This window comes from Moritella sp. 5 (assembly GCF_018219455.1).
Lineage (GTDB): Bacteria > Pseudomonadota > Gammaproteobacteria > Enterobacterales > Moritellaceae > Moritella.
This window is the reverse complement of the sequence record NZ_CP056122.1, coordinates 3,594,736-3,615,935: the sequence shown is the minus strand read 5'-3', so window position 1 is coordinate 3,615,935 and position 21,200 is coordinate 3,594,736. Positions and strand designations below refer to the sequence as shown.

The window sequence follows — 21,200 nt, the reverse complement described above, 5'->3', positions numbered from 1 at the left end:
GGGCGTGATGTTTGTCTTTATTCTGAATATAAGCACCTAAAATAGGTGTTCTAGATATATTACATATGAGTTCCATGTTTTTCAGTTTAACTAATATGCGAATAAATGAATATCATTGATATTACACTGTGTGCCCATACATAAATTAGGAGATCTAACTTTGTTTCTGAAAGTTCTTATAATTTTTTTATATGGGGTAAATGTATGGCTAAAGGTAAAAGTATTAATGGTAATTGCGATGGTAATGGCGGTGCTAATAGTTCATATACAGTCAAAGGGAGAGGGGTTGTTACACGTTCTAAATTAGTAAAAGAAGTAAAGCAAGGTAAACATCCTGATACCCACATCTACAAGCGAAATGGTGTTGAGTATGCGAGAAATAACCCAAATCATAACGTACCAGATAATATTGACGATTGATGTGTAAATCGTAGAGACAAAGGTGATTTGATCACAATAACATTACCACTGTGTTTGCTAGAAGCATGCGTATGTTAAATATTAACTCGTTTCAATGTTTGTTTGTCATTGTTCGATACACAGAGTAAGACAATGCAAGTAATTGAATTATATTGAAATAGGTTCCGTATGTGGAATTTATAGCCTATAAGTTGTTTGTTTTTCACTCCCGTCACAGTTTGTCATTAAATAGCCTTACTTTTCCTTGCTATAAAATTAAACCTCAATAAAATCAGTTGCATATTGGTCACCGTTAATAATTGGCAGGCCTTGGGAAATAAATAACTGGACTACATGCTCTCTCTGAATCTACTTAAATATCAGATTACTATTTATTTTATTTTCCATTTAATTGGTTGAACTGCCATTTACACTTACTAAATTTTAATATGCTTAAATTGAGCCTCCCATTCTGTATCACAAGGGTAAATCACCTTATTTATATAACCATTCTGGATAGGGTGTGGTTATGTTTACAAATACGCAGGAACATTGTATGTCTGAAACAAAAAATGAATATTTGAATTTCTTAGAATCAAGTCTAAGCAGCTTTTCTATAAAAGAAAAAGAAATTGCGAATCTAATATTTACCAATTTTGATGCTGTTTCAAGTAAGGGGGTAGCAGCTGGTTCCAGAGGGAAGTACGTATCAAGTTTGATATTAAATACGCCAATGAAGCCTTTTACATCACTCCGTAAAGAAGACTTAAAAAATAGGAAAAAAATTACTCGTCTTAAGAACCTTTCCATTAAAGGGTTTCGTGGTTTTACAGAGTGTAAAGACTTTGACTTAAGTAAGCAGTATAGTTTTATTTATGGACCGAATGGTACCGGTAAGTCTAGTATTTGTGAAGCGTTAGAATACAAGTTAACGGGTAAGATACACGAAGCAAAATCAAAGCGATTTAACGATAATGTATATACAAAAAATATAAAGGAACTTGATACAAACGTTAGTCTTGTAGTTGAATACTCAGATGGTTCTGTATCCGAATCAATAGCATCGCCAGAAAATGAATTCATGTTTATTGAAAGAAATAGAATTGAAGGTTTTGCTCGTGTATCTTCATATACAAATAGTGAAAAGCAGTCTCGACTATCTCTACTTTTTGGACTTGATGAATTTAACAAATTCTGTACAGGTTTTAGTGCATCGATTAAGAATTATTTAGTTATCGCTCCGGTAAAAAACCAAGAGCTCGTTATTGAAAGGAAAAAGATTGATTCCTCATTAGCAATAATAGATAACAGTAAAGCACAAATTAATGGCTTTAAATTTAGAAAAAACAAGCTAATGGCAAAGTATCCAGAACTGGATTTAGTCTCTGATGTAATTAAAAAACTGAAACCAGACTCGGCCTTTATGGAAAATCTAAATCACAAACTATCCAAATATAAAAAGGTAAAAATAAGAGAACTTAGCTCCCTAAGTGCGTTAATCGAGGATGGAAATCGACTTAGTATTAAGTATGGTGAATGTATATCATTGGAGAAAGAGCTTAGCCAATCTGTTAATGAAATAAACTTTCTTGATTTATATAAAGCGATATCGGCTTTGGAACAGGGAGCAACTTGCTGCCCCTCTTGTGATACTCCTTTAGATAAGGTAACGAAAAATCCATTCGATAAATCAAAGGCTAAACTTATAGAACTTGAAAACATAGCAAGGACACAAACTAGCTTTAAGAGGATGAAGTCGGCTATCGATAATGAGATATTCATATTTGTAAGCAGATTGCAGAAATACGAAATAGAAACTGATTTGGTGTACAGTAATCTCCCTACTGTAATTGGTCATATAAATATTAAGTTAAAAAATGTTTTATCTAAGTATAAAGAGGAGAATAAAGAAAACACTCCTTTAGTAAAGGAAATTGAAGAGCTTCATAATCAAATAAAAAATTACGGTTTTGATTATACAGAAGCAACAACTATAAATGAACTTTTCCAATTGTCCAATAGATCTATAAAACAAGAAAAGAGTAAAATAGATACTTTTGATGAGAAAAATAAAAAGTTAATATTAGAGGCTTCTGATGAGTCTAAAAGAATTGACTTGGTTGGACATTACGTCGTAGCTTATGAAAATCTTATTCGTGAGTTACGGACCTATTCAAGTAACTTACCGGGTATTATTGCTGGGGAGTTATCGAATACATCAATGGAGATATATAACAATATAAACAAACACCCTTATCCACATGAAACTTTGATTGACCTCCGGTTACCGAAAAACCCATCTGAAAATATAATGCTACAGTTTATAGATGGTCATAACGAAGACGCACTTAGAGTTTTGAGTGAAGGGCACTTAAGGTGTTTAGGCTTATCTATATTGTTGGCTAAATCGATAAAAGACAAACAGAATATATTTATTTTTGATGATGTAGTTAACGCTATTGATGACGAACATAGAACTGGGGTTATCAATGAGCTCTTCGAAACAACCAAATACAAAGAAAAACAAATAATCGTTACGACTCATGGTGAGGATTTTGTAAAGCGTTTAGAAAATCAACTTCCAAACAAACATTTATCCAAGGTACTCAAGCGTTATGATTTAGTGAGAAACAAGAATGGTAGAGATATTGTTATCTTAGAAGACCAAAACAGACAGTATTTGGAAAAAGCGAAGAATAGCTTAGATGCAAGTAAAACTAAAGATGGATTAATGGAATGTAGAAGAGCTCTCGAAGACCTCACTGACCGCCTGTGGCGTAAACTTAGTAGCGAAGGACTTAGTTCGTCAGTATCAGTTAAGTTATTTGCTCCAGGTCGAAGTCCGGATTTGTATTCATTAGTAGATGGTCTAATTGCATTGCTTAATGTCATAGAAAAAAAACCTGGAATTTTATCCTTTGTGCCTTCTAAGAATGCATTAGGAGCAATAAAAGACAAAAGTAAGAGGCATCAAGTTAATTGGACACTGCTGAATAAAGGCACTCATGAGGAAAATCGTGATGAGGAATTCGATGAAAATTTAGCGTACGAATTGCTGGCATTATTATTACAGCTTGATGAGTCAATTAAAAGTTATGTACGACCTAAGGATCTAAGTACGATTAGTTAACTATTACTTAGATTTTTGATAGCTAATAAGGATGTTACCCTATTAGCTATCTGCTCCAGCAACTATGGACACTAATCTAAGTGTATTTCACTATCTATTGGGATTTAAGTTTTTACTGGTGTGCATATAATTTAGTTTTTGCAATAAAGCTCAGTAATTTTATAGCGCTCTGCTAGTTGGAACAATTGAGGGTATTGAGAATAAATACCCTCAAATTGTTGCACGAGATCCTGAGGTAACTGCGCAAAAAAATCATTGTATTGATTAAATAGAGTGTTTACTAGTCTCGCTAATTGCTCTTCGTTTTTTATAAGATTTGCAATTTTTTTCCCATCACGCATAAATGAATGGATTAGACCTAATCCTGTACAGGAGTCTATATGTCTAATCGTTTCATTATTGAAAAACATATACAAATCGAATAGCGCAATTGCATATTTTTTATTATCCAAATTAACGTTATATTGCGTTCTTGTTTTTATGTGCTTGAATAAAACGCATTGCATTGCATCATAATAGTAAGGACCACTTAGGTTAGGGATTTTCGCAATATTTTGATAGCCAATAAATGCCATAATGCCTTTTAATACGTGATACAAAGTGTTTATTGACGTATCCAAGTTATATGCATTTAACACCATTTTTTTATTTACCAAAACATCCCCAAACTTATCTTTAGGTATAATCGTCAGGTTGAGTAGAGACAATAATTCTACTAAGGCAAGAAGATAAAGATGTGGTGCTTCTTTACGTTCTTTTTCATCCATATTACCAATGCTGAAGGCTGTTAACTGTTTAATTATTAAAAGATATGACTTATTTATATCTGCTAAATCACCAGGCATACTGCTATCAGTATTATCTATGTCTAATGAGACAGACTTAAAACTATTCATTGGATAAATACGACGATATAACTCCTCTCTATTATAAAATTCTATATCCATAGATGATGGGTTTTCAATATCATCTAAAACTCTAAAAAACTCTCTTTTATGCGCTTGGTACATCTCGAATTGAATTTTAACTTGTTGTGAATCCCAGATTTCCTTTTGTCTTAGTTCAAACTGTTCTTGGCGCTGATCTGCAGCCTCTTGGCGTTTTTCAGCAGCTTCTTGGCGGAGCTCTGCTTCTTCTTGTTTTCTATCTGCTAATTTTTGCTGTTCACGGATCTTGATATTTTGAATTATCAAAAAAACAAAAGTAACAGCTGTAGATATACTACCTATGAACACCGATAAATTAGCGAATTCACTTTTGCTTCTATCTAAACTAAAAAAATAAGCGCTAAAATATCCAGATTTAAAAGCCAAAAAAATAGCGAACAGAAAAAGGCAACAATTTAAAATCCGCATCACATCTTCTGCCCAGTCCAAACAACACGCCCTATAAGCGCTAGTTCTTCACCGTCCAATTGCGATTTAGTGATCTCCCAAGGGTCATACATGGAATTATCAGACTTAACGCGGATAATGCCGCCTGGTAACATCTGTAATCGTTTCACCAACAAGTTATTGTCATAACGCATGACATAAATCCCATCAGATAAGTTATCTATATTCTTATTAACCATGATCATCGAGCCGTTCTTTAATGTCGGTTGCATGCTATCGCCTTCAACTAACATCAAAAATACATTCGTCGGACACACACCAACTTCACTACGTAACCAGTTAGGCTCAAAGCTAATTGTTTTAGGCTGTTCTTCTACCTCTGCTAATAAACCAACGCCAGCAGATGCTGATATTTCGTAGAAAGGGAGTTCTATATGTATTTTTTCTTCATTTTTGAAAGTCGGCGCTGCATCAACTTGTTCTGTATCAAGAGGAGATACCTGATCTAACGATGGTGCCGTTTTGTCCCCAAATAGCCAGAGTGAATATTTGAAAAAGTCATTATGGTTAATTATTTTGCTTAATAGGGTAAGACTAGGTTGTTGAACTCCTGACTCTACCTTTTTAAGCGTGCTAATTGGTATCCCTGTTTCGTTGCAGAATTTTATCTGGCTCAGTCCTGTGCTTTTCCTTATGGATTTAACTTTTTCACTATACATCATTTGACATGGTTCCGATATGTACCCATAATAATCCGAGATGTCACCAAGAGTGTTTTAAGCGGTACTAAGTGGCATTTCAACGTGTTAACCCCAAATGATCCCATAAGGAACCAGATATGTCGATAACAATTGCATTTGATACACCCATTGTAAGTATCCCTAAGTTCGCAAAAATAACAGGTCAAACAGAGTGTGCAGTTGCTGCCCAAATGGATCGTGGTGCACTTCCATTCATTCAGCATCAACCTCGGGCAACTCGTTTTGTAAACATGCTAAAGCTGACGCAAATTTGCGAAGAGTCAAACGCCGATAAGCCTTGGCTTACTTAGGGGTCAACATGCTTAATAAAATCAAATTAAGCAGCAAAGGGAAATGCACAAGACGGTGTAGTCAGTGTGAAATCAAACACGAATTCATATGCCCAGTACTCATCGTATTTGAAGTGGTCTTAGTCGTGCTCATATTCACCTTTGCTGCTTCATCAGCATAGTTTAATCATCGCAAATAGGGAGATTTGTTCAATGTATAACATTAATAATTGTAAACAAACCGTAATTGACGCGGCCTGTATCCGTTTCGCAGACATCGAAAACGTAGAATCAATCGCAAGCGTATGTGGTATGCGCGGGCAGATACTTCGCAACAAACTAAACCCCAACCAACCACATCAGCTAACCGTTAACGAATTAATCAAGATCACCAAAGCAACCGACAATCACGACATCATCAACAGCGCGATTTTAGAGATCGGATTAACAGCTGTTCGCCTACCCAAACAAGGTGATTCAAAACCACTAACCGTAAGCGCAATGAGCGTAGCAATTCATACCGGTGATATTAGTCGCCACATCTTAGAAGCCGAATCAGACCGCCGCCTTACGCGGCATAAGAAAGACGCAATTGTTAGAAAGGCACAACAAGCTGTACGCGAATTGGTTTTTCTTATGTCAGACGTCGAAAACCGCTGCGGTGGTGCAGGGCCGTTCGTGTCCATGTGTGCAGATGCAGTGATAAATGGAATGCCAATACCAGGTATGTAACCTCAAAAGGATAAATAGTATGGAAACAGTTCAAAGCGTTATTAACGAAATCATGTTTATTGCCACATCAAGGCCAGGGGCGATTGATATTACGGTCGAATACAACGGTGTCTACGACTCACTGTCTGTAAAGGTAATGCCGCATGGTTTTGATTACGTCAAAGCAACCACCGCAAGTTATTGTGCCGCGATGCTTTACTGCACCGAAATCTGGCTAGGTGACTCAGGTCCAATGCAAGCCGCGCTTGATGCCAAACGCAATATATTGGAATTACTAGCAACAAACGAAAACATCGAGGTGGCAGCATGAAACGTATCTCTGTGCCAATTGATAGCATGATTCAGTCCCTTACTGACCTGAATGTAAGTACCGAACAAGCCAGTGACATTATTGCGCTATTCGAAGTTGTAGATGCTGGTGAACTCGATGTGCTGGTTATGCCTGTTTTGTCGTTTAATCACACTCGCCAACTGTCGCGCAAAGAAGTGTTAATCACGTTAGCTGCATTCTGGATAAGCGTTATTGGTAACACCGATTCTTATTCTGAATCCGAATTGCATGGATTAGGAGCGCTGCGTTCGCTGTACTTTGTTGCAACTAATCTGGGCTATCAAGACCTTGCTATTTGGATTGCAAAGTACTGGGAAGAAACATCCCCATTGCATGGTTCTGAATCATTGGAGCTATGGGCATGATGTATTTTGCAATAGCACTGTGCCCAAGTGGCGGCACCATTCGCGATAAACAAACCTACGAACCTCGCACAGTCGAAATCGGCGAATGCGAAACCAAACAAGATGCCATCGACAACGCTTGCCTGCAGTTAGATTGCAGCCAGCTTTTCCGTGGCGTAATCGGTCGGCCAAAAGGCAAGGGCGGTTATGTCGTATTAAATGCACAGGAGCATGCCGAAATATGAGCCAGTTAACCCTTGAACAAAGACGCCGTGGTTTGGCGCATATTCATCACTTGCGAGTAGAGCTGCAATCGATACTCGACAGTAAAAAAGTCGAACGAAGTGTGGGGAAGTGTGACTTGAACAGCCGTACTTCATTCCTTCAGCCGAAAGAAAAGCAATCCATTCAATGATGAGGTTCTATTTTGAAAATTCAACACGGTACTATATTTGCGCGTCATCACTTCCCACATTTACCTATGGTGGTAAAGATCGATGTAATAAAGAAAATACAGGCACGCCAAAAACGAGCTTTTTCATCACAGCGCAACATAGATTTATACGCTGATGAAGTGGTGAGTGAAGCACTGAAGGCTGCAACCTTTATCGAAAAAGAATTCCCCTTTGTTGATTCCAAAAAAGGCGTAGATAAAGAGCGCATACAGGGTATGGGCGAGCTCAATCATATTGTATTAATGCAAGACGAAGAATTAAAAAAGCTGTCTCAAAAGGTAGTTAATCACAACATCAAATTAATCGGTTCAATCAAATTCGATAATAATGCAGAAGATGAAGACGGTGATGATGGTTACGCCTATATCAACGCGCTTTTTGATGCATACAAATTAATGCGTACTAACGTTATTTATTATCACATCGTTGCACCACTTACTGGTCGTAAACGGTTATCGACAAACGATTTGGAAGTCGCGATAAAAAAAATGATTTGTGATGACTGGATTCTGAAACAGTTTTTATCTTTGCGCCGTTATTACATTGAATATGCGCAAGTTGCGCTTGGCCGTGTAGGGAACGGTAAGCATCAATCTAAAATGATCTCTGATATCTCTTACAAAAATTGGACTGAATCGCAGCGCAAGGCAATGGCTTTCGTCGAATCAATGTGTGTGGTGAATGAAGACACGGGTGAAGAGTACGATTTAAAAGAAGTGATCAAACGAACCACGGCGAACCCTAAGAATCGACATACCGAAATGATGGTCAAGAGCCGTGGGTTCCAAGAACTCGCGACAAGTAAAGGTTATACCGCGTTGTTTTTTACATGGACATTACCAAGTAAGTATCACCGTAACTCAGATAAATGGGATGGCTCTAGTATAAAAAAAGGAGCTAGAAGACTAATGAAATTGTGGCAACTTGTTCGTGCTTCACTGGCTAAAGTAAAGTTAGATTACTTTGGTTTCCGTGTATCAGAGCCACATAAAGACGGTTGTTGTCATGCGCATTACTTCTTGTTTTGCCATCCTGAAAACAAAGCATTGCTCATTGAAATTATGGAGTTTTATGCGGTTCAAGAAGACCGTGAAGAATTGGGTTGTGACATTACACCTCGATTCACAGTGACAGAAAGCGACCCCGAAAAGGGCGGTGCAACGGCTTATATTGCCAAATATATAGCTAAAAATATCACAGGTAAATTCCTGCCAGAAACAGATTCAGAGCTAAATGCCTTTAAAGCCCGCGCCTGGTCATCGACTCATAGAATAAAACAATTTCAATCATTCGGTAGTGTATCCGTTTCACTTTGGCGAACGGTTCGTCGTGCAAAGAGAAGTGATGTGGTATTCAATCCAGAATGCTTGGAAATGTTTGATCATGCAGATAAACACCGTTGGGCTAAATTTTGTGAAACATCGAAGAAAGCACTGTTGGTGATTGAAAAAAGTGTTAATCGTTACGGTGAAACCTTACGTAAAGTAGTTGGTTTTTCTTGGCTTTGTAAAACGATACTTACCACAGAAGGTAATTTTAAATTAGTGAAAAAGTCCGAACTCACGAATGCGGACGAGGCTTTAAAAAGTAGCGGAGCTACGTCTTGGAGCACTGAAAATAACTGTAACCAGAGCCAGCCGGACGCTGCAAAAAGCGAAAATGATAACCAAAGTTGTCGTTTTACCAAGCTGTTACGGCCTAACTTTTTATTGGGTGTTACTGACGCCGAATATGCGTGTGAATTATTTAATGATTTTGAGTGGATTTAAAGTGCTTTTGAGAAGGTGGGTATTCATTTAGATGATCACCTGGTCAATGTGATTCGGTGAACTGTAATTTTGATTAATTTAATTAAGGAGAACGTTATGAGTAATGTATTTTGTCAGTGTGATAAATGTGAAAGAGATATTTTGGTTGGTGAAACAATGGTTAGCCTGACTATGGCAAAGGATAAAATTATAGATGAATCCTGTATACAACCAGTGTTTGTGAATACCGTTGGTATGTGGTGCCAAGCTTGTGCAAGCCATGTTGTTGATAAGCAAGTGAAGCTACATAAAACAATGTTCGATTAATATTATGGGGGATAAGAAGATTCGTTAATATGGTGGTGTCTAAACCTTGTAAGCGCTGAGGCTCTCAAGGTTTTTTGATTCGTGAAAATTGTTAAGGTCCACTTTAGGAAAATGAATTACTTATAATTTTAATTCACCTAAATTAGAATCTATTATTTTTTCAGCCTCTTGAAGTCGACTTTCTGCATAAAAGTAATAGATTTCAAAGTCAGTCTCTTGGACTGAAGACTCCAAGTTTGAGATGAAATCTAAGCATTGCTCTAGAGCTCGTTTAACTACTTTATAGCTAAGAACATTATGTACAGCCTCGTCTCCATAGCTAGATTGAATAATATCTTTAACTTCTTCAAGTTGCTTCAGCGTTTTATTTACTGCAGCTATTGATTGGCCAGTTTCGTATCTTCCTTCTACAATTTTACTGAATAAGTGGTCAACAAATTTTGTTTTCATAAGTTATCTCCTTGATTAAAATATTATTTTATATTATTTACATTGGTTAGATGATGATAGGTATCTCAAAATGGATATTTCTGAGAGCTCGTATAGACGGTTTAGATAATCTAGATAGGGTAACATTGAAAGCGGCTGGAGCTAGTTTAACTGTACGCCCTCCAGACGCGACAGATTAAATACTGGAATTAAAGCACTTTGAAAAGGCGCGGTATTCATTTAGATGATCACCTGGTCAATGTTATGCAGCAAGGTGCCCAAATCAGAGTTGATAAAGACCACATCGTTAAATTGAGGCAGGGCTATTACGCCGAGAATCAATATCCCCCGCCAGAACTGGTCGATGTTAAGCTAGAAAAAACCAATATTTGGAGTGGTTGGAATAGTCCGGCCTCTGAAAGTAAAGATACATCTCATTACATGCCAAGTTGGGAAACTTGGGAGTCGTGGGATTGGGGTTAATTTAACATGTATACTTGTTTAAATTGAACTACCATTGAGTTGAGAACTCGGCTAAGTAACTATCGATTCTATGATCAATTTAATCATTTAATTATATGTTTATATTGACTTTATATTGCTAATACAACATTATTGTCGAAATAGTCAGTCTCATAATCATAAATATAGGTATTTCCAATGGCAGAAACAAAAAACCCCTCCATATCGTTTGAGTGGTTACCTAAGGCATTGGAACAACTGAATAACTTGCATGAAAAAGCACCTTTGGTTGTTAATTCATGCCTTTTGATGTTATGTGCAGCTCCATTGGTTGCAGCATTCTCTTTACCTTTATTTGCGACTCGAAAGCGTCAGGATAACAAAGTTACAACTGCGCTTAAAAGTGCCCTCACAAATACTAAAGATTGAGGTATTAAAATGGATAGTCAAATATTAGCACTGGTAATTGTTGTCGGTTTTTCATCTCTGTATCTTATGAATTGGAAAGCCTCATTGAAGAGAAGAAAGGTTTTAGAGTCGAAAGTAATCGAGATATTAGAAAGAAAAAAATATACAGATATTGAGAACACTTTGATTGCGGGGGTGTTTATCGTATCAGGAAAGCACTTTGCTGTTTCTTCATTTTTGATGTTTGAGTTTAATAAAATTATTAGACAGATATTCTTAAGTAAAAATACTGAAATTAGAAAATCAAAAAATAAAAATATCAAAGTTTTTAAAAATAAAAATTTTGCAAAAGATATTACTCCAATAGCTAAAGAAGCTATCACAATTAATTTTATGATGTCTCCTGTTCAATTTATTTTAGGGGCTCTGCTGTTACTTATTTTTTTATTGATTGGTAGCATATGTAAACCAATTGCGAAGTCTATGAGTCAAACTACCGCTGCAAATGCTTTTATGGAATATGCAGAAAATAAACAAGCAAAGACATAGCAATATTCGTTAAGAATTATAATAAATAAAAAAGCACCATGATTTTGGTGCTTTTTTATTGGAGCTATATACAGTTACATATAATAAAATACACATTCTATTATCTACAAAATAGCAAGTTGTAACTGCAATTCTTGCCGCTGCTCTCGCGGCAATGTCTTCACCAAGTCCATAGCCAATTGAGTTGCACTTTTCGCTGATGGGCTCAGCGTATGACTAAAACTCAAATTCATTACAAACGAATGACCACACTCCGCATTATTACAACTGCAATATAGATCTGTATAGCTATTCGAAATTCTATTGGTTTTCTGGATGCGGCTTTTATCACCGCACTCTGGGCAAAGTACTCGCATAAAACATCCACTTATTTCACATACTGACCTGTAAATTATACGACATAAAACTGTTGTTTTATACAGTTGTATGTGATTGTAGTTATAATACATTGCTATTTCTCGCGGGTGGGGAAACGTTTAATCATGCGGACGTACCCACGGTAAATTCACTCCTCTTCGCCTACCGCGTTTTCGCAATTTTTTCACGCTTTTGACACAACGATGGACACGTGGATATTGCCCAAGCCTTACCTAGAAAGGATCTCCACGATCATTTAAAGATCGCTAATGTCAAAGTTGTGACACCTTTTGACACGTAATGACAAACCATCTAGCGAAATGTTTAGTAGAAATTGATCTGGTTTATATATTGTAATAATAGGGTGACCCTTTTTACGAAATATAGGCCATTTATACTGCCAAAGAGTCTTAATCTGACGTGTATGAAGAATACAGTTGATTGAAATATAATTATTTATTCTCTTATCAATGTATTTATATAGGTCAATATAAATACAATTCTTGTTTTGCCTCATTTTCTTTGATTAAAAGTCGCGATTTACCACTACCTATTTGTAATTAATAGTATATTTGGTACTGTTTATGATAATGAAATTAAACTGGAATTCAGGTTATACGGAATTCCGTATAACAAACTGTTAGCACTACAAATTAAGGATAATTATGTCATCTATACATTTTGTTGAACGATTAGAGAATTTTCAATTAGTAGATGAAGAATCGAATGAATGGGAGAGTGGTTTTTGGATCATTACTCGAGATAATGCCCAAAAATTATTAGATGGTGATATCTACCTTCATAGCGGCCAAAATGAACCTTCTTTTTGTGGGGGAGTTATAACTGGTTTTAGAATTGTTCAGAGAAATGATAAAGAAAAAGTGGTATTTCGATTTATACGTAGCAATGAACATGAAGGGATTATAACTCCAAGGGAAGGTTGGGGTAATGAGCAAAAACGGATTTGGGCGTAAAGCAGTGCTAACAAGAAACTCAACCAGACGGCTAAAGCTGTCTCATTTTTCGCAAAAAACACGCAAAAAGTGAGCCAGCACGCCGCTGGTTAGCTGGACGTTATGTGCAATCACTAAATGGAAGTAATATGGACAATTTAATAGACTCTTTTCAGGCGTACAATACTGAAGTCCTGAAACCTTACTATGAACTTATATCCACTAAAGACCATATGGGAAATATATTTCCTCCTTACATCCCTCATATTGGCTCTGAATATGATAAGTACAAAATCATTATGTACGGTATGGCGCAGAACGTCTCTGAACCGTGGGACAGTTTATTGAATAAAACTAGACGGGAAAAGGTATGCCAGATGCTCGATGCTGGTGAGTATGAAAATATTTGGATAGCACCATATAAAGTAATGCTTGCGATAGCTGGTTTATATATTCATGCAAAATTCGGTGATAAATTGAGTAGTTTTACTGAGATTCATAATTCAATCTCAGTAACCAACTATTACAAATTTTCTATGAATGATGGGGCTGATATTAATCCTGATCACAAATTGAAAAATCATCAATGTCCAATACTTTACTGGAGCGAAAATGATAGGTTATCGAGTCAAGAATTAGATGCTTTAAGTCCTAATACAGTGATCTCTTTTAATGGTAGGCACAATAGGATTTTACGTCAGCGTGATTCTGAATTTATAAAAATCAATGATCCTTCATGGGTACTACAAGGTGGCGGAGGTCACTTAAAAGCATCTGGTAGCTGGTATCGTGAATGTGCCGATAATGAAGTCATTAGCTTAATTGATGGTTATTTGGATCAAATTGATGATAAGTACTCGTCAAAAATAGATGCTCTAAAGATCTATCTATTAAAATATTATTCCGACTGGAAATGCACATAACAAGAGCCTAAAGTCCGACAGCTAACACTGTCGCATTTTTCGCAAACAACAAAAACGCAAAAAACCTGCGCCAGCATTATCTGCGGCTTAGGGTGGCGTTACAGGAATCATATGAACCAGTGTTATAAATCCCGATTCCCGACCGGGCGGTATCTCGAAGGAGATGCTACCCGATTGATTATCAATAATCGGGAAATATATAATGAAAAATACTACACGTGCCCTAAGACGACACCATCAAAAACGTATTAAAAATAATCGTAAATACTATTGGGGTGGTAATGCAGCAACCTCAGATAAATCTCAAGGTAAATGCAGTCGAACACCTTGTCTTTGCTCATGTTGGATGTGTGGAAATCCAAGAAAGTATTTAGGTGCAAGATTTTCTGAAAGGCGTCAAAAAGCTGAGTAAAGTAAAAATAACAATAACTTAAAGATGGACGAAATAAATTTGGCTGTTTTGTTCACTCCGTTCATCTATTTTAGCCTAACTGTATTTTCCGGTTAGCTTAGCGTTAATCGTTAAATCATCTTTAGCATGTTTACTAAAGGGGCTAACCAGCCCCTTTAGTATTCTTACTCCCCCAGAACGCTCGAAACAATCGCATTAGCCCCAACGTTGAAACGGCAATCCCCACAATCACAAATTCAAAGTACCAGGGCGCACCTTGATAACCCATGGCTTGCCAACCATTTGCCATATACGGCTGCAGCTGTGGCACAAAGTGGGCAATGAACAACCCTAAAAATACCGTAATAATAATTTCATCCATTATCGATTCGCGCCGGTTCTTCAACACCTGCAGATCATAATCAGCATCGTTACCTTCCTGGTTAGCTAACCGTTTGGCTTCAGCGTCCAACTTAGCTAACTTTAACTTACCTTCTGCAGTCGCAATCGATGCCGCCATTTCTGCCGCAATACGTTTACGCTCGCGATAGCTACCAGACAAATCTGCAATCGGTGCCGAAATAAAACTAAACAACGAAGTAAGCCAACTCATGATTTATTCCTCATAATAATATCCAAAAAGTGCTTAGGGTCTTTTGATACCGCTTTCGCCAGGGCATTAACCCCCGTTAAAAAATGCGGTGCCACATAAGCCGAAATCCCAATAATCCCAGTCTTCAACCCTTCATCTAATCCAAGCCAACGACAAAAGCTGTCCGCAATGTACGCGGACAAAATCGCCATTAGCACCGACATGAAATAATGAAAAAAAGTAATCCGTGTACCAGACATATACATTTGTGTTGCGGCGGCCAGTAACGACAACAAACACAGCTGCCCCCATTGCCTTATAAAAACAATCAGTTCTTCCATCAGTCTTCACTCCTAGGGTTTAAGTCAGAATACGCTGGCTCTGCAAACTTGATATGCAGTGCAACAGGTAAATACTCGTTAATTTCCAGCATGTCCTGCTGCATCGGAACCACTTCATTGTTGTAATAAGCACGGGTGATTTTATCCAAGTCACCAAAGCCCGGACTTTCCCCCGACGTTTGACCGCTAAGGGCTTCCTGGGCACGGTGCATACTCAACATATCGTTTAGCGTCATCTTCTTAATGCGCTCAAATTCATCCTTGGTCGAAATATCACCCACCGGAATAATCTTGATTGCCTTCTCGGCATCAGCCTTACCACTGCGATTATTGATAAACAGGCTGCGGAAATTCCCCACACCGCGCGAATCTCTGATTGCAGCCTTCAAATCATTCTCATCATCGGTCGACAAGTTCGGGTCTGCCATCGAGAAGATAAACCCCATGTGTGCGCCGTTCTTGTAATACTTACGGCGGAATAGGGTGGCATCTTCGTTTAAAAGCGCAGACTGAATACCGCCATAATATTGGGGAATACCATAGATACCCTGGTTCGGGTCGTATTCTTTAAGGTGAATAACTTCCCCTTTTTTAAACCGCAGCACTTTGCCATTACTTAAGCGCTGGGCATAAACACCAGGTGTCGAGGTATAGCGCATCGATAACGCCGGTAAATGCCTTAGCTTAATCACATTGCCGAAGGTATTTTTAATAACCTGAAAATATGCATTCGCCGCCCAACAATAATCAAACGCAAACTTCTTAAACGTGCGCTGGCTTAATACCGTATTAGGCTTAAACCATTTCAAAATCATATTGCGTTTAAAATATAAAATAGGACCATGCTGCGCATTAACGCGCAGCAACTTAACCAGTCCAGACAAACTCACAGGCGGCGAATATAGCCCGTCCATATCAGCATAAAGGCCGATATATTCGGTCATGTGATTATCTAAACACGGCTCAGGGTCACCAAAGCTAAAGGTGTCGATAGATTTGTCTTTCACCGGTTCTGTTGTCGTACTCTTAGTTGAATTCATTATGCGGCATCTAATCCTATTGACGTTCTGGTGCTCGAGCTGTCACCAGATAATGGTTCGTAAATCATGGCGTGCATGATTGCCCAGGCAATATCTGCATGGCCTGTTGCTGCAGTACGGTTGGTTGCATAACTAATCTGGTCACCAACCACTTTTTTGCGAATATTAATAAAGCTGCTGGCAACCATCACCGAATTCTCATCGAACTCAAAACGCTTCTTACCAATGACATTAAGCGCTTTAATCACCATCTTGTTTTTGTTGTGCGGGTTGTAATGAATTGGCATTGCCAGCGGGAAGAATTTTTGTATTAACTCAAACACACCCAAGCCCATACCGGTGGTATCAACACCGATATGCACAACATGGTATTTAAGCGTGAGTTCTTTAATTTCACTGGCCATGGTTTCAAAATCGTTACCACTTAAATTAAGTGATTCCAATAATCGAAATTTATCATCAGGGCCAAGCGGTAAACTCAAGACCACGACCGATGCAATGTCTCGCGTTCGCGCAGGGTCAAAACCAATAACAACCGGCTTCATGGCATAAGGGCGTGGCCAACTTGGGTCAAAGTCAGTCCATTTTTTGCTGTTACCAACACAGGCCATTAGCTGTTTAAGGCTAAACGCACTGTGGGCATCATCAATAAACTTGCACATGAAGAGGTTGTTAAACTCTTCAGTGGAATACTCGTTCTCCAAAATACTGATATCAATGCGGTCAAAGCCTTGTTTCACCACATCGTAAACATTGAGCTTTTGACGCCAAATACCATCTTCACAAAGCAAGCCATCCTTTAACGTCTTATGGCTAACATCGATGGCAAACTCGGGATCATTACAGGCTTTAGTTTTTCGGTACCAGCGACCATTCCACAAATCATAAGCTTCATGGCTAGTCACCGACGGCGTACTAAAATAGGTAATACGAAAATCTTTATGAGTCGCCATTGCCTGGGCAAGACTGCGTAACTCTTTGAACTTCGGGATCCAAAACACTTCATCAATATACAAGTCGCCAGATGCCGATTGTGCAGTACGGGCATTGGTTGATTTGAAATACAGTGTTGTCGTCTTGCCCTTGTTACGCATAGTCAGTGGCGAGCCACTTAGCTCAATACCAAACTGTTCTCGACATAAGGCAATAATATTGGCTTTGAATATCTCTGCCTGGTCCCGTGATGCTGAAATGAAAATCTTATTACGGCCATTAACCACCGCATCATAAAACGCTTCAAACGCAAAATAGAAAGTCGCGCCAATCTGACGCGGCTTTAATATGAACCGGCTACGGTAATCTTGATGTTCAAACCAATGTAATTGGTGCGGGTAGAGCAGGTTGTCTTTGAGTGTATCCAGCATTTCCTTGGTGATACTAGACACATCATTCTTGATCTTCTTCTGACGTTTCTTACTTTTACTGCTTCGTTCACTGGTCTGTTCATGTTGGGGCGGAGCAGCTGCAGGCGCATTACCGTATTTCTTCGTTATACCGGCACTGGGCAAGCGAGACTGATTTAACGCACATTGCTGTTTGGTCAGAAAATCCAGTTCTTTATAGTCCGCGTCATCTTTATTGTCACGATCAGCCAATAACACAATGCGTCGTGCAATAGCCGTCTCGGCATTAAGTGACGGGCACAGTTCATTCCAGCTGCCATCATCTGCCCAACGTCGTAAAGAACGGGCACTTGGCATACCGTCAATTTCTGAAATCTCATCAAACGTCAGCCCACCAAAAACATAATGGTCACGCGCCGTTTTAATAATTTCGGGTGTATATCGGGGAGTTCTCGGTTTCATAACTGGCCTGTTAGTAAGAACAAGCGCCAAGTTTATAACCCTAAAACACGTAATTCTTTAAGAAGATTTCCGCGTTATTCCGGCATCGCCAAGATCGGAACTTAGCGGATTTAATGTGATGGATTAAGGCCTATTCTGAAGGCAAAATTGGTCTCACTTAGATTCACTTTGACATTAAACAGGAAACAACATGGCTCAGTTACGCACTATTCCACTTGCCATTGCCGCCATGGGGTTAACGGTAGATGGTCGCGAAATATCAGAAAAAGATATCGACGATATTGTTACCACTTACAACTATAAAAAGTACGGCGCTCGTATCAATTTAGACCACGAATTTAATTGGTCTGGTTGGGCGGCGAAGAACCTTAGCAACATCGATATTAAAGGTGGGATGTTAGGTGATGTGATCGGGTTAAGCACAGATAAAAATGAAGACGGTATTAAAGTCTTATACGCCGTGTTATCGCCGAACGCATCATTTGTGCAACTAAACCAAGCTGACCAAGCCGTCTATTTCAGTATCGAAATTGACCGAGACTTTATGAAGTCAGGGCAAACCTATTTAACGGGGCTTGCCGTGACGGATTATCCGGCCAGTACCTACACCGACCGCATTCACTTTGGTCAGCAAGACAAAGACAACACTAATAATACATCTTCAGATACTGACCTATTAAAGGTGTCATTAGGGTTAGAAGAAGCGGCCAAACCCACCAAGAGCCTGTTTAAACAACTCTTTAATTTTAAAAAGGACAATGACGATATGACCCGCGAAGAACTTGCAGCAGCAATGGCCGACGCGCTCGGTGAACCATTGCTTAAATTTAGCCAAGCGCTCGAAGCCAATACCCAAGCAACGCAAGACTTACTTGCTAAACAAGGTACTACCACAGCACTGATAGATGATGTGAATACGGGTATCGAAGCAGACACAAGTACAGGTGAACCAACGGCTGAATTCTCGGCTATTGATGGCAAGGTTAATGGTTTGGTTGAACAAATTGCAGCGCTGACTAAAACCGTGAACGATGCAATCAAAGACCCTGCATCAACAACCACTGATGGTGAAGAAGAACACCTTGGTGAAAATGCCAAATACCACAACCTTCTTTAGCAATAGGAACCAAATTAATGAAGCTTAAAACAACACAAGTTTTTGCCGCGGTTGTGTCTGCATTGGCTGTCAATTACGGGGTTGCCTCCGTATCTGAACAGTTCAGTGTCGAGCCGTCGATTGAGCAGACGCTATATGACCAGGTATATCAAAGTGCAGAATTCTTACAGCGTATTGATACGCAAATGGTCGATGATTTAGTTGGCAGTGCGATCACTGCAGGGATTAACGGCGGTGTGACTGGTCGTGCTGGCGTCGAAACAGATGAAAGTAAAAGTCGTAGCACCAAAGACCCGCTGGGTTTAACCGACCGTGAATACCGTTGTTATGCGGTTGAGTGCGATACCCACATTACGTGGCAGCGCATGGATATGTGGGCCAAGTTCCCAGACTTCCACAGTCGTTTTCGTGCCCACGTTCGTCAAGCTATAGCATTGGATATCATCAAAATTGGCTGGAACGGTACCAGTGCCGCCAAAGTAACTGATATCGCCACATTCCCAATGATGGAAGATGTGAATATCGGTTGGTTCCAGCTGGTTCGCCGTGACAATCCCGCCAATGTGTTTGCCGATGGTGAACAAAAAGACGGTGAAATTCGTATCGGTGCAGGCGGTGATTATGAAAACCTTGATCAAGGCGTACATGATTTACTGCAGGCCATTCCAGCCCATAAGCGCATTGGTTTAGTCGCCATTATTGGTGATGAGCTGTTATCCAAAGAAAAGAACAAGCTCTATGCCAAACAAGCACATACCCCAAGTGAAAAAGACAAGATCGAGTTAGAGCAGATCATTGAAACATTCGGTGGTTTGAAAGCGTATAAGGTGCCGTTCTTCCCAGAGCGCGGCATTTTAATCACCTCGTTCGATAACCTTTGTCATTACGTGCAATCAGGTTCAACGCGCACCTCGATTGAAAATAATGCCAAGAAGAAACGTGTCGAAGATTATCAATCACGTAACGATTGTTACTACATCAATGATTTGGAAAAGATTGCCTTCTTTGAAGCGAGCAGCATAAAGCTGGACAAGGTCAAAGACCCTGCAGTTGATGCTGCTGACTTTGATGCGGATAACCCCGCGCACTGGGTTTGGTCTTAACCGATTTGAACGAGTAGATGAATCAAGTACTGGCTTATCACGGTAAGCCAGTTATTTACCAAGCAGAGAGTTTTTTGAAATGAGCATAGTAAAACGTAATCAGCGTAAAACCCATGCATCTATTATCGGTGTTGACCTGGCAAGTGGTCCTGACCAATCTGTCACGGTGACTGCCAAGCAGGGCAAGATTGTCGAAGCCGAATCAAGCCGCGCCGAAGGCATCATGGACGAGTTTGATTTCTTCAAAGCAGCGATGGATTCCGACCTTGCTCAACTTAAAAAGTTTTCCCACATGGAAGACAAGCTTGAATACAAAGCCAAGGCCATTGAGAACCATCAATACCTAGATTACTTACGTCGCTATCAAACACAAGGCGCAGACCATCAAAATATGGTGCTGGCTTGGGTGGTAATTTGGCTTGTGGACCTTGGACACTGGAAAACAGCCTTTGAATTCTTGCCTTTGTTAGTGACGCAAAACCAACGTTTACCAGGGCGCTTTAGTACCCAAGATTGGCCGACCTTTTTAATCGACCAGCTTTATGACGAAGGGGCTAAGCACCTAAGCCAAGGCCGTGACGCAGTAGAGCGAAGCCACGTTATTCAGCTATTTACTCAGTTTATCCATTTGCTGAATACGCACCAATGGCGGTTAAGTGAATTAATTGGCGGCAAGCTATACGCCATGGCTGCAAAGCTAGAACAGAGCGTATTTAACCTGGGCAATGCCTATACCTACGGCACCAAAGCAACCGCGTTAAACGACAAAGCGGGCGTTAAAAAAATGGTCAGAGAAATAGCCAAGACCATTGGTAAAGACAGCGAATCGTAACAACTCTCGCGCCACCGGCTCGGCTGCGTTGGACTTATTCACAGTCGTGAAATGGGCTCCTTATCGCA

At 39.2% G+C, this 21,200-nt stretch carries 25 protein-coding genes; 17 read left to right on the top strand and 8 right to left on the bottom strand.

Going from position 1 to position 21,200, the window contains the following annotated elements; genetic code table 11:
• Positions 1–204 precede the first annotated feature (204 nt).
• Entirely contained in the window at positions 205–420 is a 216-nt protein-coding gene (locus HWV01_RS16135) for a DUF3892 domain-containing protein (protein WP_211672511.1), read from the top strand.
• A 535-nt stretch (positions 421–955) separates the two neighbouring features.
• Complete coding sequence (locus tag HWV01_RS16130) at positions 956–3,529, top strand: AAA family ATPase (RefSeq protein WP_211672510.1); 2,574 nt, start codon at positions 956–958, stop codon at positions 3,527–3,529.
• A 131-nt stretch (positions 3,530–3,660) separates the two neighbouring features.
• On the opposite strand, the gene HWV01_RS16125 is transcribed toward HWV01_RS16130, so the two are convergent.
• Both HWV01_RS16125 and HWV01_RS16120 read right to left on the bottom strand, forming a co-directional pair.
• On the bottom strand, positions 3,661–4,905 hold the full coding sequence (locus HWV01_RS16125) for a small VCP/p97-interacting protein (protein ID WP_211672509.1): 1,245 nt from the start codon (positions 4,903–4,905) through the stop codon (positions 3,661–3,663).
• Entirely contained in the window at positions 4,884–5,585 is a 702-nt protein-coding gene (locus HWV01_RS16120; RefSeq protein WP_211672508.1) for a helix-turn-helix transcriptional regulator, read from the bottom strand. Before HWV01_RS16120 ends, HWV01_RS16125 begins: the two co-directional genes overlap by 22 nt.
• A 116-nt stretch (positions 5,586–5,701) precedes the next feature.
• Here HWV01_RS16120 and HWV01_RS16115 point away from each other — a divergent pair, with 116 nt between their 5' ends.
• From HWV01_RS16115 to HWV01_RS16085, 7 genes are all read left to right on the top strand, one after another.
• Entirely contained in the window at positions 5,702–5,914 is a 213-nt protein-coding gene (locus HWV01_RS16115; protein ID WP_211672507.1) for a hypothetical protein, read from the top strand.
• 192 nt (positions 5,915–6,106) lie between these two features.
• The gene (locus tag HWV01_RS16110; protein ID WP_211672506.1) at positions 6,107–6,625 is read left to right on the top strand and encodes a phage regulatory CII family protein; all 519 of its coding nucleotides are present in this window, start codon (positions 6,107–6,109) and stop codon (positions 6,623–6,625) included.
• A gap of 19 nt (positions 6,626–6,644) precedes the next feature.
• Entirely contained in the window at positions 6,645–6,935 is a 291-nt protein-coding gene (locus HWV01_RS16105; protein ID WP_211672505.1) for a hypothetical protein, read from the top strand.
• A complete protein-coding gene (locus tag HWV01_RS16100; RefSeq protein ID WP_211672504.1) occupies positions 6,932–7,321 on the top strand; it encodes a hypothetical protein in 390 nt (129 codons plus the stop codon). Before HWV01_RS16105 ends, HWV01_RS16100 begins: the two co-directional genes overlap by 4 nt.
• Positions 7,318–7,545: a hypothetical protein gene (locus HWV01_RS16095; protein WP_211672503.1), complete on the top strand. Its 228-nt coding sequence runs from the start codon at positions 7,318–7,320 to the stop codon at positions 7,543–7,545. The genes HWV01_RS16100 and HWV01_RS16095 overlap by 4 nt, the downstream gene beginning before the upstream one ends.
• Before the next feature lie 182 nt (positions 7,546–7,727).
• A complete protein-coding gene (locus HWV01_RS16090; protein ID WP_211672502.1) occupies positions 7,728–9,524 on the top strand; it encodes a replication endonuclease in 1,797 nt (598 codons plus the stop codon).
• A 96-nt stretch (positions 9,525–9,620) separates the two neighbouring features.
• Positions 9,621–9,830, top strand: coding sequence for a hypothetical protein (locus HWV01_RS16085; protein ID WP_211672501.1), 210 nt, complete (start codon positions 9,621–9,623; stop codon positions 9,828–9,830).
• Between the two features lie 120 nt (positions 9,831–9,950).
• On the opposite strand, the gene HWV01_RS16080 is transcribed toward HWV01_RS16085, so the two are convergent.
• Positions 9,951–10,280 (bottom strand): hypothetical protein, encoded by a 330-nt coding sequence (locus HWV01_RS16080; RefSeq protein WP_211672500.1) that lies wholly within the window; start codon positions 10,278–10,280, stop codon positions 9,951–9,953.
• Positions 10,281–10,523: 243 nt separating this feature from the next.
• Between HWV01_RS16080 and HWV01_RS16075 the strand changes: the two genes are divergently transcribed.
• From HWV01_RS16075 to HWV01_RS16065, 3 genes are all read left to right on the top strand, one after another.
• Entirely contained in the window at positions 10,524–10,742 is a 219-nt protein-coding gene (locus HWV01_RS16075) for a hypothetical protein (protein ID WP_211672499.1), read from the top strand.
• Positions 10,743–10,919: 177 nt separating this feature from the next.
• Positions 10,920–11,150: a hypothetical protein gene (locus HWV01_RS16070; protein ID WP_211672498.1), complete on the top strand. Its 231-nt coding sequence runs from the start codon at positions 10,920–10,922 to the stop codon at positions 11,148–11,150.
• Between the two features lie 9 nt (positions 11,151–11,159).
• Positions 11,160–11,678, top strand: coding sequence for a hypothetical protein (locus tag HWV01_RS16065; protein ID WP_211672497.1), 519 nt, complete (start codon positions 11,160–11,162; stop codon positions 11,676–11,678).
• Positions 11,679–11,782: 104 nt separating this feature from the next.
• On the opposite strand, the gene HWV01_RS16060 is transcribed toward HWV01_RS16065, so the two are convergent.
• Positions 11,783–12,034 (bottom strand): ogr/Delta-like zinc finger family protein, encoded by a 252-nt coding sequence (locus HWV01_RS16060; RefSeq protein ID WP_211672496.1) that lies wholly within the window; start codon positions 12,032–12,034, stop codon positions 11,783–11,785.
• A gap of 666 nt (positions 12,035–12,700) precedes the next feature.
• Between HWV01_RS16060 and HWV01_RS16055 the strand changes: the two genes are divergently transcribed.
• The gene (locus HWV01_RS16055) at positions 12,701–13,009 is read left to right on the top strand and encodes a hypothetical protein (protein WP_211672495.1); all 309 of its coding nucleotides are present in this window, start codon (positions 12,701–12,703) and stop codon (positions 13,007–13,009) included.
• A 128-nt stretch (positions 13,010–13,137) separates the two neighbouring features.
• A complete protein-coding gene (locus HWV01_RS16050; RefSeq protein WP_211672494.1) occupies positions 13,138–13,911 on the top strand; it encodes a hypothetical protein in 774 nt (257 codons plus the stop codon).
• Between the two features lie 554 nt (positions 13,912–14,465).
• Here the strand turns inward: HWV01_RS16050 and HWV01_RS16045 are convergent.
• The 4 genes from HWV01_RS16045 to HWV01_RS16030 are packed head-to-tail and all read right to left on the bottom strand — an operon-like array spanning position 14,466 to position 18,080.
• On the bottom strand, positions 14,466–14,915 hold the full coding sequence (locus HWV01_RS16045) for a hypothetical protein (RefSeq protein WP_211672493.1): 450 nt from the start codon (positions 14,913–14,915) through the stop codon (positions 14,466–14,468).
• On the bottom strand, positions 14,912–15,235 hold the full coding sequence (locus HWV01_RS16040; protein WP_211672492.1) for a hypothetical protein: 324 nt from the start codon (positions 15,233–15,235) through the stop codon (positions 14,912–14,914). The genes HWV01_RS16045 and HWV01_RS16040 overlap by 4 nt, the downstream gene beginning before the upstream one ends.
• Positions 15,235–16,275: a phage portal protein gene (locus HWV01_RS16035; protein WP_211672491.1), complete on the bottom strand. Its 1,041-nt coding sequence runs from the start codon at positions 16,273–16,275 to the stop codon at positions 15,235–15,237. The genes HWV01_RS16040 and HWV01_RS16035 overlap by 1 nt, the downstream gene beginning before the upstream one ends.
• Positions 16,275–18,080, bottom strand: a complete 1,806-nt coding sequence (locus HWV01_RS16030) for a terminase large subunit domain-containing protein (protein ID WP_211672490.1) — start codon at positions 18,078–18,080, stop codon at positions 16,275–16,277. The genes HWV01_RS16035 and HWV01_RS16030 overlap by 1 nt, the downstream gene beginning before the upstream one ends.
• Positions 18,081–18,270: 190 nt before the next feature.
• Between HWV01_RS16030 and HWV01_RS16025 the strand changes: the two genes are divergently transcribed.
• The 3 genes from HWV01_RS16025 (at position 18,271) to gpM (ending at position 21,132) form a co-directional block, all read left to right on the top strand.
• The gene (locus HWV01_RS16025) at positions 18,271–19,197 is read left to right on the top strand and encodes a GPO family capsid scaffolding protein (protein ID WP_211672489.1); all 927 of its coding nucleotides are present in this window, start codon (positions 18,271–18,273) and stop codon (positions 19,195–19,197) included.
• Between the two features lie 17 nt (positions 19,198–19,214).
• Complete coding sequence (locus tag HWV01_RS16020) at positions 19,215–20,300, top strand: phage major capsid protein, P2 family (protein ID WP_211672488.1); 1,086 nt, start codon at positions 19,215–19,217, stop codon at positions 20,298–20,300.
• A 79-nt stretch (positions 20,301–20,379) separates the two neighbouring features.
• Positions 20,380–21,132 carry a phage terminase small subunit gene (gpM, locus tag HWV01_RS16015; protein WP_211672487.1) on the top strand — a complete coding sequence of 251 codons (753 nt, stop codon included), beginning with the start codon at positions 20,380–20,382 and terminating at the stop codon, positions 21,130–21,132.
• The last annotated feature ends 68 nt before the right edge of the window (positions 21,133–21,200 follow it).

Excerpts from the sequence above, each read along its gene's own strand:
- HWV01_RS16085 (WP_211672501.1), top strand. The coding sequence starts at position 9,621 with ATGAGTAATGTATTTTGTCAGTGTGATAAATGTGAAAGAGATATTTTG.
- HWV01_RS16080 (WP_211672500.1), bottom strand. The coding sequence starts at position 10,280 with ATGAAAACAAAATTTGTTGACCACTTATTCAGTAAAATTGTAGAAGGA.
- HWV01_RS16060 (WP_211672496.1), bottom strand. The coding sequence starts at position 12,034 with ATGCGAGTACTTTGCCCAGAGTGCGGTGATAAAAGCCGCATCCAGAAA.
- HWV01_RS16050 (WP_211672494.1), top strand. The coding sequence starts at position 13,138 with ATGGACAATTTAATAGACTCTTTTCAGGCGTACAATACTGAAGTCCTG.
- HWV01_RS16105 (WP_211672505.1), top strand. The coding sequence starts at position 6,645 with ATGGAAACAGTTCAAAGCGTTATTAACGAAATCATGTTTATTGCCACA.
- HWV01_RS16035 (WP_211672491.1), bottom strand. The coding sequence starts at position 16,275 with ATGAATTCAACTAAGAGTACGACAACAGAACCGGTGAAAGACAAATCT.
- HWV01_RS16130 (WP_211672510.1), top strand. The coding sequence starts at position 956 with ATGTCTGAAACAAAAAATGAATATTTGAATTTCTTAGAATCAAGTCTA.
- HWV01_RS16115 (WP_211672507.1), top strand. The coding sequence starts at position 5,702 with ATGTCGATAACAATTGCATTTGATACACCCATTGTAAGTATCCCTAAG.
- HWV01_RS16020 (WP_211672488.1), top strand. The coding sequence starts at position 19,215 with ATGAAGCTTAAAACAACACAAGTTTTTGCCGCGGTTGTGTCTGCATTG.
- HWV01_RS16030 (WP_211672490.1), bottom strand. The coding sequence starts at position 18,080 with ATGAAACCGAGAACTCCCCGATATACACCCGAAATTATTAAAACGGCG.
- HWV01_RS16135 (WP_211672511.1), top strand. The coding sequence starts at position 205 with ATGGCTAAAGGTAAAAGTATTAATGGTAATTGCGATGGTAATGGCGGT.
- HWV01_RS16065 (WP_211672497.1), top strand. The coding sequence starts at position 11,160 with ATGGATAGTCAAATATTAGCACTGGTAATTGTTGTCGGTTTTTCATCT.
- HWV01_RS16045 (WP_211672493.1), bottom strand. The coding sequence starts at position 14,915 with ATGAGTTGGCTTACTTCGTTGTTTAGTTTTATTTCGGCACCGATTGCA.
- HWV01_RS16120 (WP_211672508.1), bottom strand. The coding sequence starts at position 5,585 with ATGATGTATAGTGAAAAAGTTAAATCCATAAGGAAAAGCACAGGACTG.
- gpM (WP_211672487.1), top strand. The coding sequence starts at position 20,380 with ATGAGCATAGTAAAACGTAATCAGCGTAAAACCCATGCATCTATTATC.
- HWV01_RS16070 (WP_211672498.1), top strand. The coding sequence starts at position 10,920 with ATGGCAGAAACAAAAAACCCCTCCATATCGTTTGAGTGGTTACCTAAG.
- HWV01_RS16110 (WP_211672506.1), top strand. The coding sequence starts at position 6,107 with ATGTATAACATTAATAATTGTAAACAAACCGTAATTGACGCGGCCTGT.
- HWV01_RS16075 (WP_211672499.1), top strand. The coding sequence starts at position 10,524 with ATGCAGCAAGGTGCCCAAATCAGAGTTGATAAAGACCACATCGTTAAA.
- HWV01_RS16095 (WP_211672503.1), top strand. The coding sequence starts at position 7,318 with ATGATGTATTTTGCAATAGCACTGTGCCCAAGTGGCGGCACCATTCGC.
- HWV01_RS16025 (WP_211672489.1), top strand. The coding sequence starts at position 18,271 with ATGGCTCAGTTACGCACTATTCCACTTGCCATTGCCGCCATGGGGTTA.
- HWV01_RS16100 (WP_211672504.1), top strand. The coding sequence starts at position 6,932 with ATGAAACGTATCTCTGTGCCAATTGATAGCATGATTCAGTCCCTTACT.
- HWV01_RS16040 (WP_211672492.1), bottom strand. The coding sequence starts at position 15,235 with ATGGAAGAACTGATTGTTTTTATAAGGCAATGGGGGCAGCTGTGTTTG.
- HWV01_RS16055 (WP_211672495.1), top strand. The coding sequence starts at position 12,701 with ATGTCATCTATACATTTTGTTGAACGATTAGAGAATTTTCAATTAGTA.